Origin of the sequence: Kitasatospora sp. NPDC056138 (genome assembly GCF_042264695.1) — a bacterium.
In the GTDB taxonomy this organism is placed as follows: domain Bacteria; phylum Actinomycetota; class Actinomycetes; order Streptomycetales; family Streptomycetaceae; genus Kitasatospora.
In genome coordinates, this window is sequence record NZ_JBHJVK010000088.1 from 1 (window position 1) to 20817 (window position 20817).

At 70.4% G+C, this 20817-nt stretch carries 17 protein-coding genes and 3 pseudogenes; 11 read left to right on the forward strand and 9 right to left on the reverse strand.

Annotated elements, in window-relative coordinates; all coding sequences use genetic code 11:
- Positions 1–194: 194 nt before the first annotated feature.
- A pseudogene (locus ACFC1R_RS34360) lies at positions 195–1676 on the forward strand (IS1182 family transposase).
- 232 nt (positions 1677–1908) lie between these two features.
- On the opposite strand, the gene ACFC1R_RS34365 reads toward ACFC1R_RS34360, so the two are convergent.
- Positions 1909–3429: an ArnT family glycosyltransferase gene (locus ACFC1R_RS34365; RefSeq protein WP_375945487.1), complete on the reverse strand. Its 1521-nt coding sequence runs from the start codon at positions 3427–3429 to the stop codon at positions 1909–1911.
- A gap of 410 nt (positions 3430–3839) precedes the next feature.
- On the opposite strand from ACFC1R_RS34365, the gene ACFC1R_RS34370 reads away from it, so the two are divergent.
- Together ACFC1R_RS34370 and ACFC1R_RS34375 are read left to right on the forward strand one after the other, a co-directional pair.
- The gene (locus ACFC1R_RS34370) at positions 3840–4217 is read left to right on the forward strand and encodes a hypothetical protein (protein ID WP_375945489.1); all 378 of its coding nucleotides are present in this window, start codon (positions 3840–3842) and stop codon (positions 4215–4217) included.
- A 172-nt stretch (positions 4218–4389) separates the two neighbouring features.
- Positions 4390–4686, forward strand: a complete 297-nt coding sequence (locus ACFC1R_RS34375; RefSeq protein ID WP_375945491.1) for a hypothetical protein — start codon at positions 4390–4392, stop codon at positions 4684–4686.
- Positions 4687–5924: 1238 nt separating this feature from the next.
- Here the strand turns inward: ACFC1R_RS34375 and ACFC1R_RS34380 are convergent.
- From ACFC1R_RS34380 to ACFC1R_RS34395, 4 genes are all read right to left on the reverse strand, one after another.
- The gene (locus ACFC1R_RS34380; protein ID WP_375945531.1) at positions 5925–7355 is read right to left on the reverse strand and encodes an SMI1/KNR4 family protein; all 1431 of its coding nucleotides are present in this window, start codon (positions 7353–7355) and stop codon (positions 5925–5927) included.
- A gap of 384 nt (positions 7356–7739) precedes the next feature.
- A complete protein-coding gene (locus tag ACFC1R_RS34385; protein WP_375945533.1) occupies positions 7740–8462 on the reverse strand; it encodes a replication-relaxation family protein in 723 nt (240 codons plus the stop codon).
- A 70-nt stretch (positions 8463–8532) separates the two neighbouring features.
- Positions 8533–9798: an alpha/beta hydrolase family protein gene (locus ACFC1R_RS34390; protein WP_375945493.1), complete on the reverse strand. Its 1266-nt coding sequence runs from the start codon at positions 9796–9798 to the stop codon at positions 8533–8535.
- 386 nt (positions 9799–10184) lie between these two features.
- Positions 10185–10466 (reverse strand): hypothetical protein, encoded by a 282-nt coding sequence (locus ACFC1R_RS34395; protein ID WP_375945494.1) that lies wholly within the window; start codon positions 10464–10466, stop codon positions 10185–10187.
- A 19-nt stretch (positions 10467–10485) separates the two neighbouring features.
- Here ACFC1R_RS34395 and ACFC1R_RS34400 point away from each other — a divergent pair, with 19 nt between their 5' ends.
- Complete coding sequence (locus ACFC1R_RS34400) at positions 10486–10743, forward strand: hypothetical protein (RefSeq protein WP_375945496.1); 258 nt, start codon at positions 10486–10488, stop codon at positions 10741–10743.
- 601 nt (positions 10744–11344) lie between these two features.
- Here the strand turns inward: ACFC1R_RS34400 and ACFC1R_RS34405 are convergent.
- Both ACFC1R_RS34405 and ACFC1R_RS34410 read right to left on the reverse strand, forming a co-directional pair.
- Positions 11345–12817, reverse strand: a complete 1473-nt coding sequence (locus ACFC1R_RS34405; RefSeq protein WP_375945498.1) for a beta-propeller fold lactonase family protein — start codon at positions 12815–12817, stop codon at positions 11345–11347.
- 231 nt (positions 12818–13048) lie between these two features.
- Positions 13049–13219 (reverse strand): annotated as a pseudogene (locus tag ACFC1R_RS34410) (IS256 family transposase); the annotation flags it as partial.
- On the opposite strand from ACFC1R_RS34410, the gene ACFC1R_RS34415 reads away from it, so the two are divergent.
- Entirely contained in the window at positions 13208–13864 is a 657-nt protein-coding gene (locus tag ACFC1R_RS34415; protein WP_375945500.1) for a helicase associated domain-containing protein, read from the forward strand. The pseudogene ACFC1R_RS34410 and the gene ACFC1R_RS34415 sit on opposite strands and share 12 nt — an antisense overlap.
- A 96-nt stretch (positions 13865–13960) precedes the next feature.
- Here ACFC1R_RS34415 and ACFC1R_RS34420 read toward each other — a convergent pair whose 3' ends face one another.
- Complete coding sequence (locus ACFC1R_RS34420) at positions 13961–14224, reverse strand: hypothetical protein (protein ID WP_375945501.1); 264 nt, start codon at positions 14222–14224, stop codon at positions 13961–13963.
- Between the two features lie 265 nt (positions 14225–14489).
- Between ACFC1R_RS34420 and ACFC1R_RS34425 the strand changes: the two genes are divergently transcribed.
- Both ACFC1R_RS34425 and ACFC1R_RS34430 read left to right on the forward strand, forming a co-directional pair.
- Positions 14490–15785, forward strand: coding sequence for a helix-turn-helix domain-containing protein (locus tag ACFC1R_RS34425; RefSeq protein WP_375945503.1), 1296 nt, complete (start codon positions 14490–14492; stop codon positions 15783–15785).
- Between the two features lie 197 nt (positions 15786–15982).
- A pseudogene (locus ACFC1R_RS34430) lies at positions 15983–16301 on the forward strand (VOC family protein); the annotation flags it as partial.
- Positions 16302–16426: 125 nt separating this feature from the next.
- On the opposite strand, the gene ACFC1R_RS34435 reads toward ACFC1R_RS34430, so the two are convergent.
- The gene (locus ACFC1R_RS34435; RefSeq protein WP_375945505.1) at positions 16427–16951 is read right to left on the reverse strand and encodes an NUDIX domain-containing protein; all 525 of its coding nucleotides are present in this window, start codon (positions 16949–16951) and stop codon (positions 16427–16429) included.
- Positions 16952–17387: 436 nt separating this feature from the next.
- Between ACFC1R_RS34435 and ACFC1R_RS34440 the strand changes: the two genes are divergently transcribed.
- The 4 genes from ACFC1R_RS34440 to ACFC1R_RS34455 all read left to right on the forward strand — a co-directional run bounded on the left by ACFC1R_RS34440 (position 17388) and on the right by ACFC1R_RS34455 (position 20656).
- Positions 17388–17696 (forward strand): hypothetical protein, encoded by a 309-nt coding sequence (locus tag ACFC1R_RS34440; RefSeq protein WP_375945507.1) that lies wholly within the window; start codon positions 17388–17390, stop codon positions 17694–17696.
- A 3-nt stretch (positions 17697–17699) separates the two neighbouring features.
- A complete protein-coding gene (locus tag ACFC1R_RS34445) occupies positions 17700–17945 on the forward strand; it encodes a hypothetical protein (RefSeq protein WP_375945508.1) in 246 nt (81 codons plus the stop codon).
- A 172-nt stretch (positions 17946–18117) separates the two neighbouring features.
- A complete protein-coding gene (locus ACFC1R_RS34450) occupies positions 18118–19719 on the forward strand; it encodes an MDR family MFS transporter (RefSeq protein ID WP_375945510.1) in 1602 nt (533 codons plus the stop codon).
- A gap of 88 nt (positions 19720–19807) precedes the next feature.
- Positions 19808–20656 carry an SDR family oxidoreductase gene (locus ACFC1R_RS34455; RefSeq protein WP_375945512.1) on the forward strand — a complete coding sequence of 283 codons (849 nt, stop codon included), beginning with the start codon at positions 19808–19810 and terminating at the stop codon, positions 20654–20656.
- The last annotated feature ends 161 nt before the right edge of the window (positions 20657–20817 follow it).

Genomic DNA, 20817 nt, shown 5'->3' on the forward strand with positions numbered 1-20817 from the left:
CAGTGGCGAGGCCTCGCCACCAGATACGACAAAACCGCCGTCGCCTACCAAGCCGCAGCCACCCTCGCCTCACTCCTCATGTGGGCCTGACCCTTTGACGACACTGCCTAGGAGCGTGTCTTAGCAACCGGCAACCCGCATGCGGATCGTGATCATTCATACGGGATGATCCCGCTATGCGTGATCAGGAAGGGCTGTTCGAGGCCGAGCGGGTCGAGCCAGAGCAGCCGCAGGCACGTGCGGCAGCGGTGGACAAGAAGTTCCGGGCGTTCGAACCGGGCCAGGTGCTGCTACTACCGCCGTCGCTGGACGACTGGCTGCCCGAGGACCACCTGGCTCGGTTTGTCGCCGAGTTGGTCGACGAGGTGCTCGACCTGGCGCCGATCCGAGCCGACCACACCGAGAAGCGGGGCTTTCCGCCGTACGACCCGCGCCTGATGGTCCGTCTGCTGATCTACGGCTACACCACCGGCATCCGCTCCTCCCGGGCGATCGAGCGCCGCTGCGTGGACGACGTCGCGTTCCGGTTCCTGGCCGCCGACCAGGCCCCGGACTTCCGCTCGATCGCCCGGTTCCGCCGCCGCCACCTGAACGCCCTCGCCGACCTGTTCCTCCAATCGCTCCACCTCGCGCAGAAGCTCGGCATGGTCAAAATGGGCCGCGTCGCCCTGGACGGCACGAAGCTGGAGGCCAACGCCTCCAAACACAAAGCCATGAGCTACGGCCGCCTTGTCGACAAGGAAGAACGGACCGAGGCCGAGATCGCCGCCCTGGAAGCCGCAGCCGCCACCCTGCTCGCGGATGCCGAGGCCACCGACGCCACCGAGGACGCCCGGTTCGGCGTCGATGGCAAGGATGCCGACCTGCCCGCCGAACTGGACCGCCGCGAAACGCGCCTCGCCAAGCTGCAGGCCACCCGCGCCCAGATCGAAGCAGAAGCCGCCGACAAGGCCCGCCGCCGCGCCCAGGACAAGGAACGCCGCCGCCAGCAGCGCACCGACGCCAGCGACGAGCAGGCCGTGGTCGACGCCGGCGAGAAGGCCGCCGCAAAGGCGAGGCCCAAGCCGAAGAACCAGGCCAACTTCACCGACCCCGACTCGCAGATCATGAAGAACAGCGACGGCGCCTACATCCAGGCCTACAACGCCCAGGCCGTCGTCGACGAGCAGCACCAGATCATCACCGCCGCCGACGTGACCACCTGCGCCTCCGACGCACCGAACCACACGAACATGCTCGACCAGTCCGCCGCCAACACCGGCGCCCACCCCAAGCAGGCCCTCGTGGACGCCGGCTACTGCTCCGACGCGAACCTTGAAGCGGCCAAGGAGCGCCAACTGTCCTGCAGCACCGACACGTTCATGGCCACTGGTCGCCTCGGCCACGACGAGCACGTCCCGCCCGCACCCCGCGGACGCATCCCCAAGAACGCCACGCTGAAGGAGCGCATGGCCCGCAAACTGCGGACCAAGCCCGGCCGGAAGGCCTACAGCCGCCGCAAGGCCATCGTCTAACCCGTCTTCGGCCAGATCATGACCTGCCAGAACGGCCAACAACTCCTCCTACGTGGCGAGGACGGAGCCCGAGGAGAGTGGCGCCTGCTGGCCGCCTGCCACAACCTCCGCAAGATCTTCCGCCACACCGGATCCGACGGTCTCGCCACCGCGATCGCCTGACCGACCCAGACCGGGCGACCGGCCCCAGCCGGGCCGGTCGCCCGGCGGCAAGTTCGATCATCAGCCACCGACACACAGAGCCAGACAGACGCCCGGCTATCGGCGATCACACCCACCCCGCCAGTTGCCCGTTACAGACCCGCGCTCCTAGCCAGAGCGGAAGGCATTCGGCCATGGATGCTGAGTGGACCGGCGGCTGGAGTTGCAGCGGCTCCGTGCCCGTGTGAGTTGCTCAGTACCGGCGCAGCAGCGGCCAGAGTGCCGCCCATGCCCGGTCCGGCCCTGCGCAGAGCACCACGGCCGCGTGCTGCTCCTGGTTTGCCGTGCCGTGCCCGTTGTCGACACGCGCGACCACATGGCAGTCCGTGAAGTGTTCCTCCACCTCGGCATAGCCCGCCGGGTGGACGAGCAGCACCGGGCCGGTGGCGGTGGCCGGCGGCGGACCCCAGGCGTACAGGCCCATGTGGCCGGAGTACGGGGTCGGCAGGCCGAGGGCGGGCCCGTAGAGCGCGAGGGCGCCGGCCTCGCCGTAGTTCGCGGTCAGCAGCACGGCGGTGGCCCGCTGCCCGGCGGGGACGGCCGCCCAACCGGTGGCGGTGGCGTGTACGAGCTCCGGCCAGCCGACCTCCTCGCCGAGGTCGGGGTCGACCTTCATCGGCACGGCCAGCGCCGAGGCCGGCAGCACCGGCAGGGCTGCCAGCGCGCTGGTGAGCAGGGCCGCGAGCAGTCCGCCGACCAGCTTGGCGCGGTGATCACGGGCCCAGTGGGCGTACGGCTCGCAGCCGGCCGCGGTGAGCGCGTACAGCAGCGGACTCGGGTAGTAGGCCTTGCCGCCGCCCGCCATCACCAGCACGCAGAGCACCACCCAGGCCACCGCGATCGGCCGGGCCCAGCGCAGCTCCGGCCGACGTAGCAGCCGACTCAGCCCGGTCAGCCACAGGGGCACCAGCAGCGGAGAGAGCTGGAGCACCTGGAGCGGGACGACGAGCAGCCGCCCGCCCGCTCCGCCGGTGGCGCTGATCCCCTGGGCGACCGTCAGTTCGGGCCAGCCGTGCGCGGCCTGCCACCACAGGACAGGCAGCGCGAACGGGAGCGCGGCGAGCAGCGCGGTCAGCGGGCCGAGCAGGGCGCGCGGGCGGGGGCGGGGGCGGGGGCGGGGCACGAGCAGGCCGCGGGGCCCAGCTGCCAGGGTGCCCGCCGCCAGCGCCGCCAGCAGCCCGAGCACCAGCAGCTTGTTCAGCATCGCGATCCCGACCGTCACGCCGAGCAGCGGCCACCAGCGGGCCTCACCGGTGCGTGACAGGCGCAGCGTCAGCAGGATGATCGTCAGCCAGGCGGTCAGGTCGAAGGTCGCGGTGGAGAGCAGGTGGCCGTTGCCCAGCACATCGCCCGAGCAGGCCGCCGCTCCCGCCGCGAGGACCTGCCCGCCGCGCCCGGCGCCCAGCTCGCGCGCGATCAGCGCGGTGAGCGTGATCGAGGCGGCTGCGAGCAGCGCGGGCAGGATCCGTACCCCGGTCGGGGTGGCGCCGAACAGCTGCGCGCCGAGCCGGGCCAGCAGCGGGGTGAGCGGCGGCTGGTCCGGATAGCCCCAGGTCAGGTGGCGACCGGCGAGCAGGAAGTACAGCTCGTCGCGATGGAAGCCGTAGCGAGCCGACAGTGCGACCAGCAACGCCGTGGCAGCGGCCGCGATCCCCCCGACCGGCCCGGCCGCGAACGGAGCCAGGCCCGGCTGTGCATCCCCCCGAGTGCGCATGCCCGCAATTCTGACCGTCCGGGACGGTGCCGGGAAGAGATGGGGCCACGAGCCGCCCAACACGGGCGCTACTCTGCGCGGTCAGCCAGCGCCAGCACGAACGGGCAGTGGTCAAACTTCGGTGGCACTCGGTCAAGGTTCCTTGGCACGGGACACGCACTGTCCCGTCTCAACCGATTTGGCCCCCGTCTCAGGCGATCTGGTCCGATTCGCTCGTCATCTCAGGTGATCTGGGACGGCGACGCCTGCCCCTGAGGCGGGGCCTGGTCATCAGCGACGTTCCGGACCTGCCATCAAGGTCTGCGGAGCAGCGGTGGGCTTCCAACCTTGCGGCTGTTCCGCCACTTCGCCAGGGCGACCCTGGAAAATACCGGGAGTTGCCATCTCCCAGCTGGGGCGAGACTTCTCTCATGAGAGTCAGATGCCTGCAGATCATCCATCCCGCGGCCGACGTCCCAGTCGCGGAGTACGACGGGATCCGGGTAGGCGGTGTCTACCCGGTTCTGGAGATGGTCGCCTACGACATCGATTGCCAGATTCGCCTGCTCGGCCCCGGCACGCCCGACCCCGGACTGCTCTGGGACCCTGCCGATTTCGAGACGGTGGACACCCGAATACCACCTGGCTGGACCCTGGTCATCGCCGACGGCCGCACCCGCCTCGCGGACGCCCGTTGGCAGCGCCCCGGATTCTGGACCGACTACCACCACGGCGACCCGCAGGCCCTGGCCGACTACGAGCAGGTGAAGCGCGAACTCCTCGCCGCCGCCCCGCCACCCGAGAACTGAGCCCTGCGCCCGGGTGCCCTCTCCCGTGTCCGGACGGTCAGGTCAGCAGCCCGACGGCGATGAACCAGATCAACTGAGAAAACGGCCGACATCAGCGCTGGAGAGACCGGATCAACTGAGAAAACCTGCGCCCCCGGCGTCTCAATCGATCTGGTCGTCGCAGGTCATGGCCATGGGCACGGACCAGATCATCTGCGACGGGACACGCACTCCCCCACCAGGCCACCACCAGGAGAAGGCAGGCCCCGACAACGGCCCGGACAGGCGCGGCACCAACACCACCGGACGGCGGCTCAGGACGGCGCCCAGGACAGCCGGCGCCCAGGACAGCCGGCACCCGGCGGTCATCGGCGCCGGCAGCGGCCACCACCCGAACGGCACCCGCGGCCCCACCCAACACCCTGTCGCACCCACCAGCCACCCAGGACACGCCAAGGCGGCCTCCTGGACGTCCTCCAGGGCGGCCTGACGGCCACCCAGCACCAGCCCCCAACCCAGCCTGGCCGAACCGGCGCGCAGCGAGGCGGGCAAGGGCGCAGCCCGGCCCGAGCAGGACGCGGACCCGGCCTGGACGGCGGCACAGCAGGCCCGAGACGGCGGCGCAGGCCCGCACGGCGGCCACCCAGCAAGCCCCGACCCGAACGACGCCCAAGGGCACCCCCCGGAAGCACGGAAGGCACGGCGCGGGGCTCAGCCAGGCCCGGCCCCAGCTAAACCGAACACTGATCTCACCGCCACCCTCGCCCTCACAATTCCGGCCCGAATTCAGGCCACCACCGGGAATCCAATCAACAAAAACAGCGATGCGAAATTCACGCCCGAATCACCGGCGAAAAACCCACCACCGGCCGAGCGGGCCGGCAGCACCCCCGACAGCACCCTCTACCCCACCGGACACCACACACAGTCACCACAGCAGCAACCAACCCATCGCCTCAAAAGACACAACCAAAGGTCCAGACAACACCGCGTCCAAGGGCCAAAACACGCCTCACAACACCAACAGGTCACATACACGATCCTTCACCGAGTAGAGCTTGGCGTGCAGCACCCGGGCCTCCCACCACGGATCATCCGGAGCCTGCCGCGCCGATGCTGGATAACTCAGAGCCCATGCGTCCACCAGTCCTCGCGACCGTTGCGGGCGGGGTCTGGACGGACGCGGGCGAGGAAGAGTTCGTCCAACGGCCTGACCACAGCCCTCAATTCACGGGCAGCCCGAGTGGGCAGGACCCGCAGGGCCGCTTCCACAAGCGCGCGCCCGTAGTCGTCCGCGCAACACGGGCAGGCGTCGAGGAACGGCGGACCGGGCGGGTGGACGCGCCGGGAATGTACTGTTCTCGACCACGCAGTGACGGCCAGGGCAACCGCACCAGGGCTTGCTCTGGTGCGCTCGAACTCGGCGATCAGGCGCTGCGTCGCAGCAGACACGCCGGGCACTACTCGGCGTGGGCTGCGGTCAAACGGGCGGGGCATGCGGCTCAGGCCCGCGCGCACGCGGGCGGGCGACCTACGCCCCATAGGCCTTTCGACAGATCGTCATAACGAGCAGCCTGCCGAAAGTTGCGCTGCCCGGCAACGGATTTGTCGGCCAGTCCACGATCAGCGTCCGCGTTCCCGGTCCCAGATCCCGGCATGCCAGACGGCCGCCACGGCCTCCGTGCACGCTGCGGCCCGGGCGCGCCCGGCCCGTGCGGCGGATAGTGGCTACAGCAGAGAGCCGAGGTCGCCTTCGATGACGGTCTCGGCGATCAGAGGGCGGTCCCACAGGGCCAGGATCTCGTTCGTCAACATGATGAGCAGGCACGGGGCCGGATCGCCGTACGGCACCGTGATAGCGGCGGCCGACAGGCCGCGCGGGACGGCGCTGGCGTCGAGTAGGACGCGCCAGTCCTCCGGAGCCAGCTCCAGGAACTCCAGCCCGGTCAGCCGGGCTATCTCCCGGGGGTCGGCCAGCGCCCCGGGGTCGGCGCGCAGGGTGCGCAGCCGGGGCAGTCCGGCCACGGGGGTCAGGCTGACCGGTTTGCCGCTCCACCCGCCGAGGGTGAGCACCTCCAGGTCGGGGTGGGCCGCCGCCTCGACGTCCCAAGGGTCCTCACCGTGGAGCCTCGCCACCACCGGCATCCGGTCCGGGCTCCGGCCGGAATACCAGCTCCGGTCCGGATCTGGGTTCACCACCAGGTCGGTGAGGGACTCGGCGAACAGGTGGGCTCCGACGCTCTGTTCGTGGTCGAGCACGATGATCTGTCCGAGGTGGCCGCGCGGGCCGGGCGTCAGGTCGACGACGACGCGGTCCCCGCCTCCGGTGTCGCCGATGACGATCCATCCTGGCGAGCCGACCAGGTCCTGCACGGGATCGTCGGGTGCGGTGACACACGCCTCCGTCGCCGCGTGCGTCCAGTAGAACGGCGAGCACGAGCTGTCGGCGATGTGAAGGCCGTCCAGCGAGCTCAGCTCGAAGCCGAGCACGTCGCCGACGCGCTCCGACGCCTCGTAGCGCTTCTCAAAGTCCTCCCGGTCCTCCGAGTCCTCCCACCACCGCGCAGACGTCACCCGGTAGAGCACCTTGATCTCCTCGGGCAGGGTCACACCCAGGCGCGCCTCTGTGGCGGCGATCTCCTCCTCGGTGGCGCCGGTCTCTTCGCGCATCCGCTCGCGCAACGTCCGCTCCAGCAGCGCCAGGTCCACTGAGGGGGCCGGCCGCGCCCCTGGCACCGGCTCGGGCAGGCGACGCCACGGCTCGGGCAATGCGTCCTCGACCAGGGTCAGCGGCCCCGGGTGGGCGTTGCCGATGCCGGAATCAACGGCAGCGCCGTAGTCGAAAAGACGCAGCACCGCCTTCCCGCTCGGCAGTATCTCCGCACTGAACGCGACGTCGACGATCCCAGCCTCGGCGAGCGTGGCCCGCACGCGTTCGATCGCATCGTGCTCCGCCTGGTTGTCCGACACCAGCATGGCCCGCCCGGGCTGCGGGAACCGCAGGCGCACGGGAACGCTCCACCCGCGCTGGCCGATCCGCCCCGACACCTGGCCGCCCGGTTCGGCCAGGCGCTCGGCGTGGGCAGTGCGCAGCAGGCGCAGCAGGCGCAGCAGGCGCAGCAGGGGCTCCCCGGTAACGAAGCCGTTCAGCGTGGGCAGCAGGGGCCTACAGCGGATCTGGTGATCATGACACCCGCGATTATGACCACCACCGCCGACAGACCCATCGGGCCGTCCGGTGCTGCCCGCCCGGCACCGTCGTTCGCGTCGTCCGGCCGGGGCCGGAGCCGCCGCAGTGGGGCACCCGCACCTGCCACCAGCGTCGGCTGTCTTCCTCAGTGGCTGTGTCCAAGGGCCCCTTACAGGTCCAGCAGGGCGGGCGCTTGGCATGGGCGGTGCGGGCAGCGCGCAGGCGTTCCTGGTCCTTACGACGGGCGCACGCGTCCTACTCACACCGTGCCCCACCCCGGACGGCACCGAGTCGTCGTACTCGCGCCAGCCATCGTCGTTGTAGTCGCGGACCACCGTGCACCACCGGCCCCCTCAGGCATCCACCGACAGCTCCCCGATGGTCTCGGTTCGCCAGCGCGGGTGGGTCCGGCTTCGGTGACGACCAGGGCAACCGGCGGGGCGTGGGAGTGGCCCGGGTAGGCCCGGCGCCGTCCGGTCGGCCGGTTCCTCGCCAGCGAGGGCCGGGGCGTTGTCGCGGACCTTGGTGCGGAACAGCTCGCGGTAGGCGGTGAACTTCGCCGCCACCCGAGGCGGGGCCATCGTGGAGCGGTCGACCTCGACCATCAGCACCGGCACGCCCATCTCCGGGGCCTGCCACACACCGACCAGACGCACCTTGCGCCTCCCGCCCGACAGCAGGAACTCCGTCTCCGTCGACCAGGAGCGCACGGTACCCACCCCACCCGCGGCCGCCGGCGTGGCGCCGCCGCGCACGAACGCGACGATCGTCTCGTTCACCGCCATCGCATGCGGGGCGCCGGAGCGGCCGGCACCCCGAGCGGTGCCGCCCATCTCCGAGCGGGGCAGGCCGAGCACCTGCCCGGCCGCGTCCAGCCCGGCGGCGCCTTCCAGCCGCCACGTCTTGTGCCGGTCCTTGGTGTTGCCGTCGGAGGCGACCAGGCCGTGCAGCGCGAGATCGCCGAGCGCCTGCCGGATCGCCTTGTTCGACGCCGCCTGCGGGCGCAGCAGGCGCTGGAGCTGGTCGGCGGTGGCGACCTTGAGCACGCCGAGCGCGCCGAGGACATCGGAGCGCAGCGCGGTGGTCGAGCCGCCCGGGTCGGCAGCGCCACGCCGGAACGCGCGTCACACACGGCTCCGTTGCGCATTACCGCTCGTAGACCATCTCGGGGAAACACGGCGACGGGCCGTCCAGGAGGTGGTCGTCGTGGCCGCGCAGCCAACGGTCGAAGAACGACGCGACGTAGTTGCGGGTGGCCGACTCGGCGCGGTCGGGGCGGACGTCGCCGACGTCCTCGGCCAGCCTCTCCGGGCTGATCGCGCCCTGCCGGGCCAGCTGCGGGAGCAGGGACTGCGCGTCGGTGTAGGAGCCGTGGCCGGAGCCGGTGAGGGTCACGTCGGCGTGCCAGCCGGTGCTGTGCTGCCACAGAGCGTCCCAGCCGGGCTGCCGGTGGTAGCTGCCGGAGTCGGACTCCTGGGTGCCCATGAGCAGGAAGGGCCGGGTCAGGCCGTCCTCGGCGACGGTGGTCAGGGGCGGGTGGACCCCGGTGCCGAAGTGCAGCTGGCCGTCGAGGTTGACGCCGGCCTTGAGGCGCGGATCGTCGTGCATGGTCTGCAGGGCCGTGGAGCCGCCCCCGGAGTGGCCGACCATGCCGATCCGGTCGAGGTCGAGGGAGGCGGCGAGCCCGGCCGGCAGCTGCGCGTCGCGGCGCAGCCCGGCGAGCTGGTCCAGGACGAAGCGGGTGTCGTCGACCCGGGTCTGCAGCATCTTGCGCAGGAGGGCGCCCATGTCGACGCCGGGCTGGGCAAACAGCGCGGGGAGGACGGAGGTGGCGAGGTCCCCGTCGGGGAAGGCGACCTCGGAGGCGTCGTAGGTGTGGTCGACGGTGACGACCACGTAGCCGCGCGAGGCGAGGTCCTCCACCAGGGCGGTGCCCCAGGTGCGCGGGTCGCCGAAGCCCGCCGAGTACAGCACGACGGGGCGCTTGCCGCCGGGCAGGGCGGGCGCGTCCGCGCGGGCGTGGGTGCGGATACCCGCCCAGTTGGTGCGGCCGGGCTCGAAGTGGTTCTGGCTCTGGGTGACGCCGTCGGCGCTGCCGAAGTGGTCGGCGGCGGCGGGGAGCATGTACGGCGCGCGGTCGTTGCCGGTGGCGGGCCGGGTGGTCGGGTACCAGAGGCTGATCATCAGCTTGCGGTGCTGTCCGGGTTTCCAGGGGTCGTCCCGGCGGTCGTCGGTGAGCTGCAGGGACGTCGTGCCGATCGGGTACGGGCCGGTGGGCTGCGGCAGCCAGGCCCTGGCCTGCTGCTCGGTGCCCCGCCCCGGCGCCGCCACCGCGCCCGGTGCGCCGACCACGCCCAACGTCGCCGTCGCCGCCAGCAGCACCGCCGCCACGGCCCGTCCTCGCCTGCTCATCGCCGTTCCCCCTCGTTCGCTTCCGTGTTCGCCTTCGACACGGGCGACGGTACGGGCGGGGAGGGGCGGAAACCGTCATACCGGGGTGCCAAGTCCCGCTGTAGTACCCCGGTATGACGGCGTTCGGTGCTACAGGCACTTCTTCAGCTCCCGCCGCACCGGCGAGCGCTTGTCCACCTTGTCCGACCTCAGTGGAAAACGCCTCCAGGTGCCCAAACCCGGCCCCTGGCCGGGTAGAACTTCGCATGGAGGAGTCGGCCGGGGCGGCCTCGCGGCCGAACGCGGCGGCGTGCCGCGCGGCCGGAGCAGGAAGAGCGTGCCGCAGCCCCGGTGGCTGACACCGCGGCAGCGATCAACAACCGGAAAAGCCAAGCAGGTTGCCAGAATCAGCAGCCGTGGTTGCCGGACATCCAGTTGACGAACTGGTTGCCGTTGAGGTCGTTCTCCGCGACGAACTCGCTGACGCACACGCCGACTCCGTTGACCCGCACCGGGCCGGCATAGGTGGTGAAGTAGCCATAGTCGTGGTCGCCGCTGACCCCGGCAGAGTTGTGAATCGAGAGGTTGGTCCACGTCTTGGTGCCCGCATACTCGGTCTTCACGAAGACGGAGCAGTTCTTGGTGCCGTCCCAGTAGTCGTAGAGCCAGCCAGCCTCCCCTCCGCTCATGTAGCGGGTCAGTCCGGCGATGGTGCACTCCTACTTCGAGTACCTCACCAGCGAGTACCCGCGCGAAGCCGGACACGGCATGCTCCTGGCCCAGTTGCACGGGGCCTGCGTCGGACAGCCGTGGGCGCCGGTCGGGGCTCGGCGGATGATCGGCCGTGCCGGGAATCGCGCTGGTCTGGGGCTGGTGAAACCCCATGCCTTCCGGCACACGTTTACTTCCGCGGTCCTCGACGCCGCCGACGGCAACCTGCTGATCGCCCGGGATGCCGGCGGCTGAGCCTCGGCCGCCACGGTTGACAAGGTCTACGGACACGTCGACGTCCACGACCCCGCCTTCGACTCCGCTCTGCGCGCGGTCCGGGGTGAGGCGCGGTGACCGAGATAGTTCTGGCCCCGGTGCGGGATGGCCGGGAGGGCCGGGACCGGTTCGAGATCATGACCGCGCTGGTCAACTCCCCGACCTTCGATCCGGTGTTCCGCTCGGAGATTGTCGAGATCCCGCCGGACCATCCTGTCTACCGATGGGTTTGCCTGGTCACCGATTGCGAGCGGCCGAGGGCAGGCCGGGGAGATCTCTGCGGCGCCCACGAGACTGCGTGGCGTCGGCTCCGCACGGAGTGGTCCCGGGCATCGTGGTCTCTGCGGTCACTGGGCTATGGCTGAACAAGCCTGAGCCCGGGGCCTGGGGCGTACGGCTGTGAGGACTTGTACGTGGCTGGGGCCGCGCCATGCGGAGATGGCGCGGCCCTTCTTCTCCCGCTCCGTGTCCCCCTCCCGCGTGTCCCCCTCCCGCGTGTGCCGTCCGTGGCGGGTCGTCAGCCGTGGTGTGGCTGCTGCTTGCTGGGCACGCCGTGCCTGGCGCCGCGCTTGCCGGGTTTCTATTTCTCGTCGTGTCTGCCGTTGTGGTGGTGCGGCTTTTCGCAGTGTCTGCCGCATTTGATGGTGGTGGGGTCAGTGGCGGTGGCGGGGGTGCTGCCGCCTCCGGTGACCGTGACGGTGTTGGTGACCTGCTTCGGGGCGCTGCAGGACGCTTTGACCGTGAGCGTGATTCGCGGGTAGCTGCCGCCGGGGGCGAGGATGTCGCTGCGGGTGCAGGTCAGTGTGGCGCGGGTGCAGGTCCATCCGGTACCGCGGAGCGAAACGGGGGTCAGCCCCGCCGGCAGGGTGTCGGTCACGGTGACGGTGGTGCCGTCGGTCGGGCTGGTGCCGTGGTTGGTGACCGTGATCTCGTAGGTGTTCCTCTCGCCCCGAACGAACGCGCCGTGGTGGGTCTTGGTGACGGTCAGGGAGGGGAACGGCGGCGTGCCGATGGCCACACCGATGGGGCCGTTGCTGACGGGGATGGTGGCGGTGACCGTGTTCGTGGCCGTGTCGATCACCGACACCGTGTCCGAGTTCCGATTGGCGACGTAGGCGTGGGCGCCATCCGGGGTGAAGGCCACACCGACCGGGGTGGTGCCGACGGGAATGGTGGCGGTGACCGTGTTCGTCGCGGTGTCGATCACCGACACCGTGTTGGAGTCCTGATTGGTGACGTAGGCGTGGGTGCCGTCGGGGGTGATGGCCACACCGACCGCGTTGTTGCCGACGGGGATGGTGGCGGTGACCGTGTTCGTCGCGGTATCGATCACCGACACGTTGTTGGAGTTCTCATTGGCGACGTAGGCGCGGGTGCCGTTGGGGGTGATGGCCACAAAGGCCGGGGTGCTGCCGACGGGGATGGTGGCGGTGACCGTGTTCGTGGCCGTGTCGATCACCGACACCGTGTTCGCGTTCTCATTGGTGACGTAGGCGTGGGCGCCGTCGGGGGTGATGGCCACACCGACCGGGCCGGCGCCGACGGGAATGGTGGCGGTGACCGTGTTCGTCGCGGTGTCGATCACCGACACCGTGTTGGACCCGAAATTGGCGACGTAGGCGTGGGTGCCGTTGGGGGTGATGGCCACACCGACCGGGCTGTTGCCGACGGTGATGGTGGCGGTGACCGTGTTCGTGGCCGTGTCGATCACCGACACCGTCGTCGAACCGAAATTGGTGACGTAGGCGTGGGCGCCGTCGGGGGTGACGGCCGCTGTGAACGGGGCAGCACCGACGGGGATGGTGGCGGTGACCGTGTTCGTGGCCGTGTCGATCACCGACACCGTGGTCGAATTGAAATTGGTGACGTAGGCGTTCGGCGTGGGGACGGCCGCCTGCGCCGGAGCCGCAGCCAGGACCGGCAGGAACAGTCCCGCCAGCATGGCCAGGGCCCCGATGACCAGCCGCAGGATGCCTGGGCGTGGCCTGGGCCTGCTCCGGTCCGGTACCGGGCCGCCCTGCGGCCTGGGCTCCTTGCCCGCATGTGGGATCACGAATGCCTCGCTTCGTCAGGAAGGGCGGCCGCGACCGGACATACCGTGGGAGCCGACAGCGCACCGCAGCCACACACAATATGTGACCGATCGCCACTCTATGTAGCTCGCCGTGGAGAGGGTGGGCAGCACTCCGCAACCAAAGTGCGATGACGAGCCGTTGGACGCATGCTGCATATGATCCGATCGGCCGACTGTCAGACTTAACGGCTGATCGGGGTTGTTGAGATGTCAGTAGGTGCTGGGGGTGAGGCGGCCCTCGAAGGCGATCTGGAAGGCGTTCAGCGGTGCCTTCCAGCGCATGATCCACCTCGTGCGGCCCTTGCCGGTGGGGTCCAGGCTCATCAAGGCCATGTACACGCACTTGAGGGCGGCGGCCTCGGTCGGGAAGTGGCCGCGTGCCGGGAGTATTTCGAGCACCACGGCACCCTGGCCGCGCCCCGTACGGCCACCGCGTTGGACAAGCCGGTCGGGCAGTGGCTGTCCAACCAGCGCCGTCCCGGGGTGCTGGCGGAGCGGCCGGACCGGGTGGAGGCCCTCTCGGAGATCGACCCGGACAGGAACCCGGACTGGCCGCTGGACTGGCAGCGCCACTACGCCGCCGTGGCCGACTGCCTCGACGGCGGGGCGCAGCTGGCGGATCTGCTGCCCGGGGTGACGATCCACGGGCACGACGTGGGGCGGTGGCTGGAGCGGCAGCGCCAGCACATCGTCTGGCAGGGCCTGCTGGAGGAGCAGCAGGGGCGCCTGGCCGCGCTCGGTGTCGAGCCGCTGGCCGCCCCGGCCGAGGAGGTGGCGCCGAAGAAGAAGGCCGGTGCTGGGAAGCCGAGCGCCTTCGACCGAGGCGTGGCGGCGCTGCGGCAGTACCGGGAGCGCACGGACTCGGTGACGGTCGGGCGCGGGCACGTCGAAGAGATCGAGGACGGCGAGGGCGGCACCGTGGAGGTGAAGCTCGGGGTCTGGATCTCCAACGCCAAGAGCCGGCGGGCCAAGCTCACCGAGGAGCAGCTGGCCGCGCTCGCGGGCCTGGGTCTCGACTGGCGCTGACCCGCGTTCTGGCTGGCTTACTCGCCCGGTGAGCTACCTCTACCTTTGGTCAGGGATTCCTGTCTCCGCTGCGCCCCTGGTGAGGGCACCCCCGGCCTACCCCTGGCCCGCTTCGTCGCGCTCGGCTGCCGTACCGCCCGGTACCGGGTGGCCGGCGGAGGGGGTGAGCAGGGTGCGGGTCCAGGCGGTGATCTGGCGGATGAGGCTGTCGCCCCGCTCGCCGCCGGCGCCGGGGGTGAGGAAGGGGTCGAGGAGGAGCGCGGGCATGCTGGCCAGGACGACCAGGAGCAGCAGGGCGGCGCTGAGGATGGCGATCAGGCTCCTGGTCGGCAGTGCGGCCAGGCGGGCGAGGGCAGGCATGGATATGACGTCCTATCAGGAGAGCTGCTGGAAGGGCTTGTTGGGCCTGCCTATAGCGTGGTGTCGAATGCGGTGGTCCCTAACCCGGGAACGGACTTCCCGGGGTGGGGAGCTTTTCGATCACGAGATGGGGGGCGCGATGCCCGGCGAGGGAACGAGAGCGGGCGGCGGGAGCTTGACTCCCGGAGGTGGGAACGGTGGGGGCGGCGCGCCGTCGGCCGGGCCGACGGGGGCGGGCGGCTACGACTACGCGGGAGCGGCCGCGTTGCTGGGGCAGGAGCTGCGTGAGTGCCGGATCGCCGCGGGTCTGACCCAGGGGTCGCTCACCGCTCTGTACGGGTTGAGCACGACCACGATCTCCCGCTACGAGCTCGGGCAGGCCCTGCCGCGGAAGGGCTACATCGACAACCTGGTCACCGAGTCCGGCCGGCATGTGGACCCCGCGGCGGCCGAGGAGGTACGCACGCGGCTCTACTATCTGCTGCACCGGGCCTTGGGCCCGAAGGAGGGAAAGTACGCGCGCGAGGTCAGGGTGTTCGAGGACCAGCTGACGCTCGACCTGACCAGCCGGGAGCGCGACGAGGCCCTCGCCGCCATCGCGGACCAGGACGCCCGCCTCGCCCTCGCCGCCGGCCCGGGCGAGCGCGAGCGGCTGCAGCGGGAGAAGGACGATCTGGTCCGCAGGGAGGCGGTGCTGAGCGACCAGATCCGCACCATCCAGCAGCGCATCGACGAGCAGCTGGACCGCCTGCACCGTGACGAGGAGCCCGGCCCGGGCCCCGTCGGCTCCGCCCAGGCGCCACCGCCGCTGTTCCCCGGGCAGTTCCCGCCCCCGGTAGCAGGCCCGCTGCCTGGCACCGGGCCGGTTCCCGGGGCAGGGATCCGGTCGGGTCCGGCCCGGTGGACCCAGTGGGCCCTCGGCACCGCCCTGGCCGTCGTCATCGCCCTGCTGGCCGTCATCGTCGTCCTGCTCCAGAAGCCCGCCGACCACCCCCAACCACCCGTCCCCACCACCTCCCCGACCACTGCGCCCGGCCCCTCCCCCGACACCTCGCCCACACCCACGGCCTCGGCCTCGCCCAGCACCACGCCCCCGACGACTGCCGGGCCGAGCACCGCCGGCTGGACAGTGCAGTACCACGACACCTCCATCACCCTCCCCGCCACCAACGCCGGATGCGGGCTGGCCTCCATGGACTTCGACCCGGCGCGCGGCTACGAAGGGGATATCGGGCAGTTGGGCGGCGGCTTGGACGACCTCACCGCCCAGGTCAACTGCAGCATCAGCATCAGCGGCACAGGCGACCACCTCATGATGAGAGCGAAGGCCTGGGGACACTCGGACCCGCAGGAACCCGGCCCGGACCAGTGCGCCGACAACGCCAGCCGCAGGGCCCTGCCGACCGACGTCCCCCTCAGCCAGCTCACCGTCGGCACGGCCTACTGCCTCATCACCCAGAAGAACTCGGTGGCCTGGTTCAAGATCACCGACAAGCCGGGAGACAACCACCAAGGCCTGACCGTCACCGCCACCCTGTGGACCCAACCCCAGAACGGCTGACGATCCGGCGGGCCCGACCCCACAGCCAGGGGCCGGGCCCGCCGCAGCTGACGGAACGTCCTACGCCCCGCTCGGCCGCTCGGTCTCCTGGTCCCGGACGAAGCGCAGCACCGGCGGCACGGGCAGCACCGCTAGGGCCTGTTGCGAAAGTGGATCGCCCGTCATACCTGTCTGGGAGGCTCCGGGCATGGAAATGAATGCAGCTGACGATCGACTGCTCCGACCCGCAGAGGATGGTGGCTTTCTGGGCCCTGGCTCTGGGCTATGTGCCCGAGCCCGCGCCGGACGGGCACGCCACGTGGCGCGCCTACTGGGGAGGCGATAGGGGTGCCCGCGGAGGAGTTGCCGACCGGGGCCGGCGACATTCCGGAGTCGATCGTCGATCCGGCGGGTCGTGGACCGCGCGTGTGGTTCCAGCAGGTTCCGGAGCCGAAGACCGCCAAGAACCGGTGGCACTTCGACCTGAAGGTCGGCGACGGCCGGGTCGTTGTCCCGGACCTTGACGCGGAACAGCTCGCGGTAGCCGGCGACTTCGCCGCCACCCGGGCCGGGGCCATGGCGGATCGGTCCACCTCGACGATCCGCACCGGCCGCGGCCCGAAGTCCGCAAGACGACATCCCAGAACCAGGCGCGGCCACACTCACCAGGCAGAGGAACCCGATCTCAGAAGCTCCGCGTACTGTCGGATGCGCAGCACGTCATCGGGGAAGCAGCTGTCCCAGCCCTGGTCCAGCCGCATCCAGGCCGCGGGCTGCCCGTCCTCCGCGATCAGCGGCTGTTCCGGGTCGCCGATCGCGGCATAGGAGAGGGACAGCGTCTCCGGCAGACCCGGGCCGAACGACCGCACCGCCACCGCGGCGGGCCGCTCCAACAACCGTGGCCGCAGCCCAGTCTCCTCGGCCAGTTCCCGGGCCGCGCCATCGCGCGGACACTCTCCGGGCTCAACCTTGCCACCTGGCGGGACCAGCCCGCGCCACGGATGCCTGACCAGCACGATCTGCTCCAGGGCTGTATCCAGGACCCACACCTCGGCGCCCAACGGCTCCACGTCGCCGACCAGCGCAGAGCGCAACCAGGTCCTGGCCCGGTCGAACTCCAGCGTCGCGCTCCCGGCGTCAGCGACGGCAGCATCAAGTGGACGCTGCTCAAACGCGCTACGGATCATTGCGACAGGCTATAGACCGCCACCGACACCACCGGGCTGCAGCGGTGGGCCGCAGCAATGGCCGTCGCCACGGCGGCCGCGCACACCCCCACGCCACATCGAACAATCCCCGACACGATCACAACTCCAGACAGGCCCTAGCTCCGGAGGAGTACGAGCCACACCTGAACGTCGACTTCACCAAGCTCGACCCGCAGGACTTTGCCGCAGCCTCCTGTCGGGCCCGACACGGGAGCAGATGGCACCGGTCCGGCCGGTGCCAATCCCAGCGAGCGGGTGCACCCGACGGCGCGTCATGGGCGCTGGGCAGCCGACTGCTCGGGCGGGCCGAACGGATTGGGGCGGGAGGAGAAGCTCAAGGGCCTGCCGGAGCTGAAGAAGGCGGCCGGACGGGTGGCCAGGGCTGTGGAGGCTGCTGAATACCGTCCCGGCCATCGTGGACGGCGAGGCGGTGTCGGTGCTGGACGCCCGGGAGGCGATCGAGAAGGTCGTACCGCGCGCCAAGCTCGCCGAGGCGCTGGCCGCCATCGCCGAGTGCGTGCCGGACGGCGATGGGGACGACGACGCGGAGTGGCGGGCCGTCCTCGCGCCCCTCCACGGCAGGGTGCGCGGCTTCATCCGGCTGCTGGTCGACACCGTGGACTTCGCCGCCGCCCCGGTCGGGGCGGCGGCGGTGGACGCGCTCAAGCAGCTGCCGCGCCTGGTCGGCCGCCGCAAGGTCGCCGCGAGCGAGGCCAACCAGTAGCTGGTGACCGGCTCCTGGCGGCGCCTGGTGTTCGCCAACCCTGACATCGAGCCGGGCTGCGTGGAGAAGGCCGCGTACTCGGCCTGCGTGCTGGCGTACCTGCACCGCCGGGACCTGTTCGCCCGCAAGACAAGGCAGTTGCGCTCATCCCGGACCCTCCACTACGGTTCCGGACATCCAGTGATCGACACCGAGGAGTGGCAAGAGGCGAGACGAACAGCGAAGAACCGTGATCAGCAGCTCTGCTAGCGACTGATCAACGGTTGAGAGGGCCGACGACGGCCGGAGTCGGACGAGATCCGACCATCCCATCTCCGCTGCCAATGACAGGCGGCGTTCTTCAGCGAGTTCGTTCTGCGTACTCCCACTCCGGGCGATGCCGCGTATCGCGGCGCCGCTCCTCGATCACAAGGATTCCCTCGTGGCTTCCCGCTCACTTGAACCCGTCGCCTCTGCTGCACCGGCTCCGTCGGCCAAGACCAATGTGGTCGTCCTGACCCTCATGGCGGCGGTCTTCCTCTCCCTGCTCGACTCCCAGATCGTCGCCACCGCGCTGCCCCGCGTGGTGAGCGACCTGGGTGGACTCGACCGGTTCGCCTGGGTCACCACTGCCTACCTCATCGGCGGGAGCGCAGCCGCCCCCGTCTTCGGCAAGCTCGGCGACCTGTTCGGACGCAAGCGCGTCTTCCTCGCCTCCGTCACCGTCTTCCTCGCCGGATCGGCGATCTGCGGCCTCGCCCGGACGATGGATCAGCTCATCGCCTTCCGAGCTGTTCAGGGTGTCGGCAGTGGTGGCCTGTTCATCTGCGTCCTCGCCCTCCTTGGCGAGATGTTCTCGCCGCGAGAAGGCGCCCGCTACTACGGCTGGTTCTCCCTCACCTTCGGCGCTGCCTCGCTCGCCGGTCCCACCCTCGGCGGCATCCTGACCGAGCTCGTCGGCTGGCGATGGGTGTTCTACGTCAACCTGCCCATCGGCGCCGTGGTCCTGATCGTCGTCTCCTCGATGCTGCGTCTGCCCGTGCAGTTCACGAAGACCCGCATCGACTACGTCGGCATCGTCCTGCTCGTCGTCGCGATCGTCGCCCTGAACCTGCTCACCGGCTGGGCCGGCACCACGTACGCCTGGAACTCACCGATGATCATCGGCCTCGCCGCGGGATCCGTCCTCGCGGTAACGCTGTTCGTCCTGTCCCAACGGCGCGCCGCCGACCCCGTGATCCCGCTCCGGCTCTTCAGCAACCGCACCTTCACCATCGTCGTCCTCCTCGGCTTCGTCGCCGGTTTCGTCGGCCTCGGGCTGATCAACTACCTGGTGCTGTGGTTCCAGACCGTCCTCGGCCTGGACGTACAGACATCCGGCTACGTGCTCACCGCAATGATGCTCAGCGTCGTCCTGACCGCCTGGGCCAGCACCAAGGTCATCGGACACACCGGCTCCTACCGCTGGTTCCCAGTGCTCAGCATGGCGCTCTTCGCCGTCGCCGCCATGCTGTTCTGTACCGCCAGTCCCCAAACGGGCCTCGCCCTCACCATCGGATACGTCCTGCTCCTCGGGACCGCCGCCGGCCTCAACTCCCAAGCCCTGAGCCTCGCCGCACGCAACACCGCGGACAGGCGCGACATCGGCGCCGTGCAGGGCACCGCCACCCTCGTCCGCCAGCTCGGCACCGGCATCGGTGTCTCGACCTTCGGCGCCCTGATGTCCAGCCGCCTCGGCACCGGACTCCAGGAGCACCTCAGCGGCCGGTCCAGCGATGGCCTCGACAAAGACGGTTCGCTCTCGCCGGAAGTGCTTCGCCACCTCCCGGACTCCGTCCGCCTCGAACTCGCCCACGTCTACGCGGACTCGCTCCACGCCGTCTTCTACGCGGTGATCCCGGTCGTCCTCGTCGGACTGGTGATTGCCCTGCTCCTCAAGGACACCAAGCTCGGCGGCGGCCACGACCACGGCCGCTCCAAGCCCGAGCGGTCCGACGAGGGCACCACGGCCGTCGGCCCGTCCACCGCCCGATCCCGGGCCTGACCTGCCACTCACACGCGGCTCCCGCAGGGCTGCACAGCCGCGCGGGAGCCACCCCGACACCTTTCGCGCATCCCGAGGAGATCCACGCATGATTCTCATCACCGGCGCCACCGGCAACGTCGGCAGCGAACTCGTCGCCCAGCTCGCCGCAGCAGGCGTGGCCGTACGGGCCATGACCCGATCGCCCGAGAAGACCGACTTCCCCGCCGGCGTCGAGGTCGTCTTCGGCGACTTCGACAAGCCCGAGACCCTCCCCGCCGCACTCGACGGCATCGACCACGTCTTCGTCGTCCCGCCCGGCTACGGCTCCGAGGGGCCGGTCCAGGAACGCACCCTCGTCGAAGCCGCCCGCAACGCCGGCGTCAAGCACCTGGTCAAGCTCTCCACCAGCGGCGTCACCCACGGCGCCACCGACCCGCTGAGCACCGGCCACCGCCAGGGCGAGCAGGTCATCCAGGACTCCGGTCTGGCCTGGACCATCCTGCGCCCCGGCACGTTCATGGTCTACCTCTACGGCTATGCCGACACCATCGCCAAGGAACGGACTATGTACGTCACTGAGGGCGACCCGGTCTCCGCCATGATCCACCCGCGCGACATCGCCTCTGTGGCCGCCAAGGTCCTCACCACCTCCGGCCACGAAGGACAGACCTACACCCTCACCGGCGGCGAAGCCTTCAGCCCGCAGCGCCAGGGCGAGACCGTCGGCGCAGCCCTCAGCCAGCAGGTCAAGGTCATCGAGCGCACCAAGGCCCAGACACAAGCCGAGTTCGACCGCCTCGGCTGGGGCGGACCTCGCCTCGAAGCCCTGCTCGAACTCAAGCGCCAGTCGGCTGCTTGGGACTGGAAGATCTCCGACGCCGTCGAGGCGATCACCGGGAAAGCCCCGTTGACCCTGCGCGACTGGGTCAACGAGAACATCCACATCTTCGGCTGAGCTGAGCCGAGCCGCGGGCCCGGAAGAGTCGAATTCACCGATGAGCGCCGAAGGGCCCGCTCGAACTTCTCTGGTCTCAGTTCTGGTCGCCGTCCAACCAGGTTCAGCCGCTGCCCACCGGTGAGTTCGTCCAGGGAGCGTTCAGTCGAAAACGCGCCCTG

Bases quoted from the DNA above. Each gene is read 5' to 3' on its own strand.
- ACFC1R_RS34365 (WP_375945487.1), bottom strand. From the start codon at position 3,429: ATGCGCACTCGGGGGGATGCACAGCCGGGCCTGGCTCCGTTCGCGGCC.
- ACFC1R_RS34370 (WP_375945489.1), top strand. From the start codon at position 3,840: ATGAGAGTCAGATGCCTGCAGATCATCCATCCCGCGGCCGACGTCCCA.
- ACFC1R_RS34375 (WP_375945491.1), top strand. From the start codon at position 4,390: ATGGGCACGGACCAGATCATCTGCGACGGGACACGCACTCCCCCACCA.
- ACFC1R_RS34390 (WP_375945493.1), bottom strand. From the start codon at position 9,798: ATGAGCAGGCGAGGACGGGCCGTGGCGGCGGTGCTGCTGGCGGCGACG.
- ACFC1R_RS34395 (WP_375945494.1), bottom strand. From the start codon at position 10,466: ATGAGCGGAGGGGAGGCTGGCTGGCTCTACGACTACTGGGACGGCACC.
- ACFC1R_RS34400 (WP_375945496.1), top strand. From the start codon at position 10,486: ATGGTGCACTCCTACTTCGAGTACCTCACCAGCGAGTACCCGCGCGAA.
- ACFC1R_RS34420 (WP_375945501.1), bottom strand. From the start codon at position 14,224: ATGCCTGCCCTCGCCCGCCTGGCCGCACTGCCGACCAGGAGCCTGATC.
- ACFC1R_RS34435 (WP_375945505.1), bottom strand. From the start codon at position 16,951: ATGATCCGTAGCGCGTTTGAGCAGCGTCCACTTGATGCTGCCGTCGCT.
- ACFC1R_RS34455 (WP_375945512.1), top strand. From the start codon at position 19,808: ATGATTCTCATCACCGGCGCCACCGGCAACGTCGGCAGCGAACTCGTC.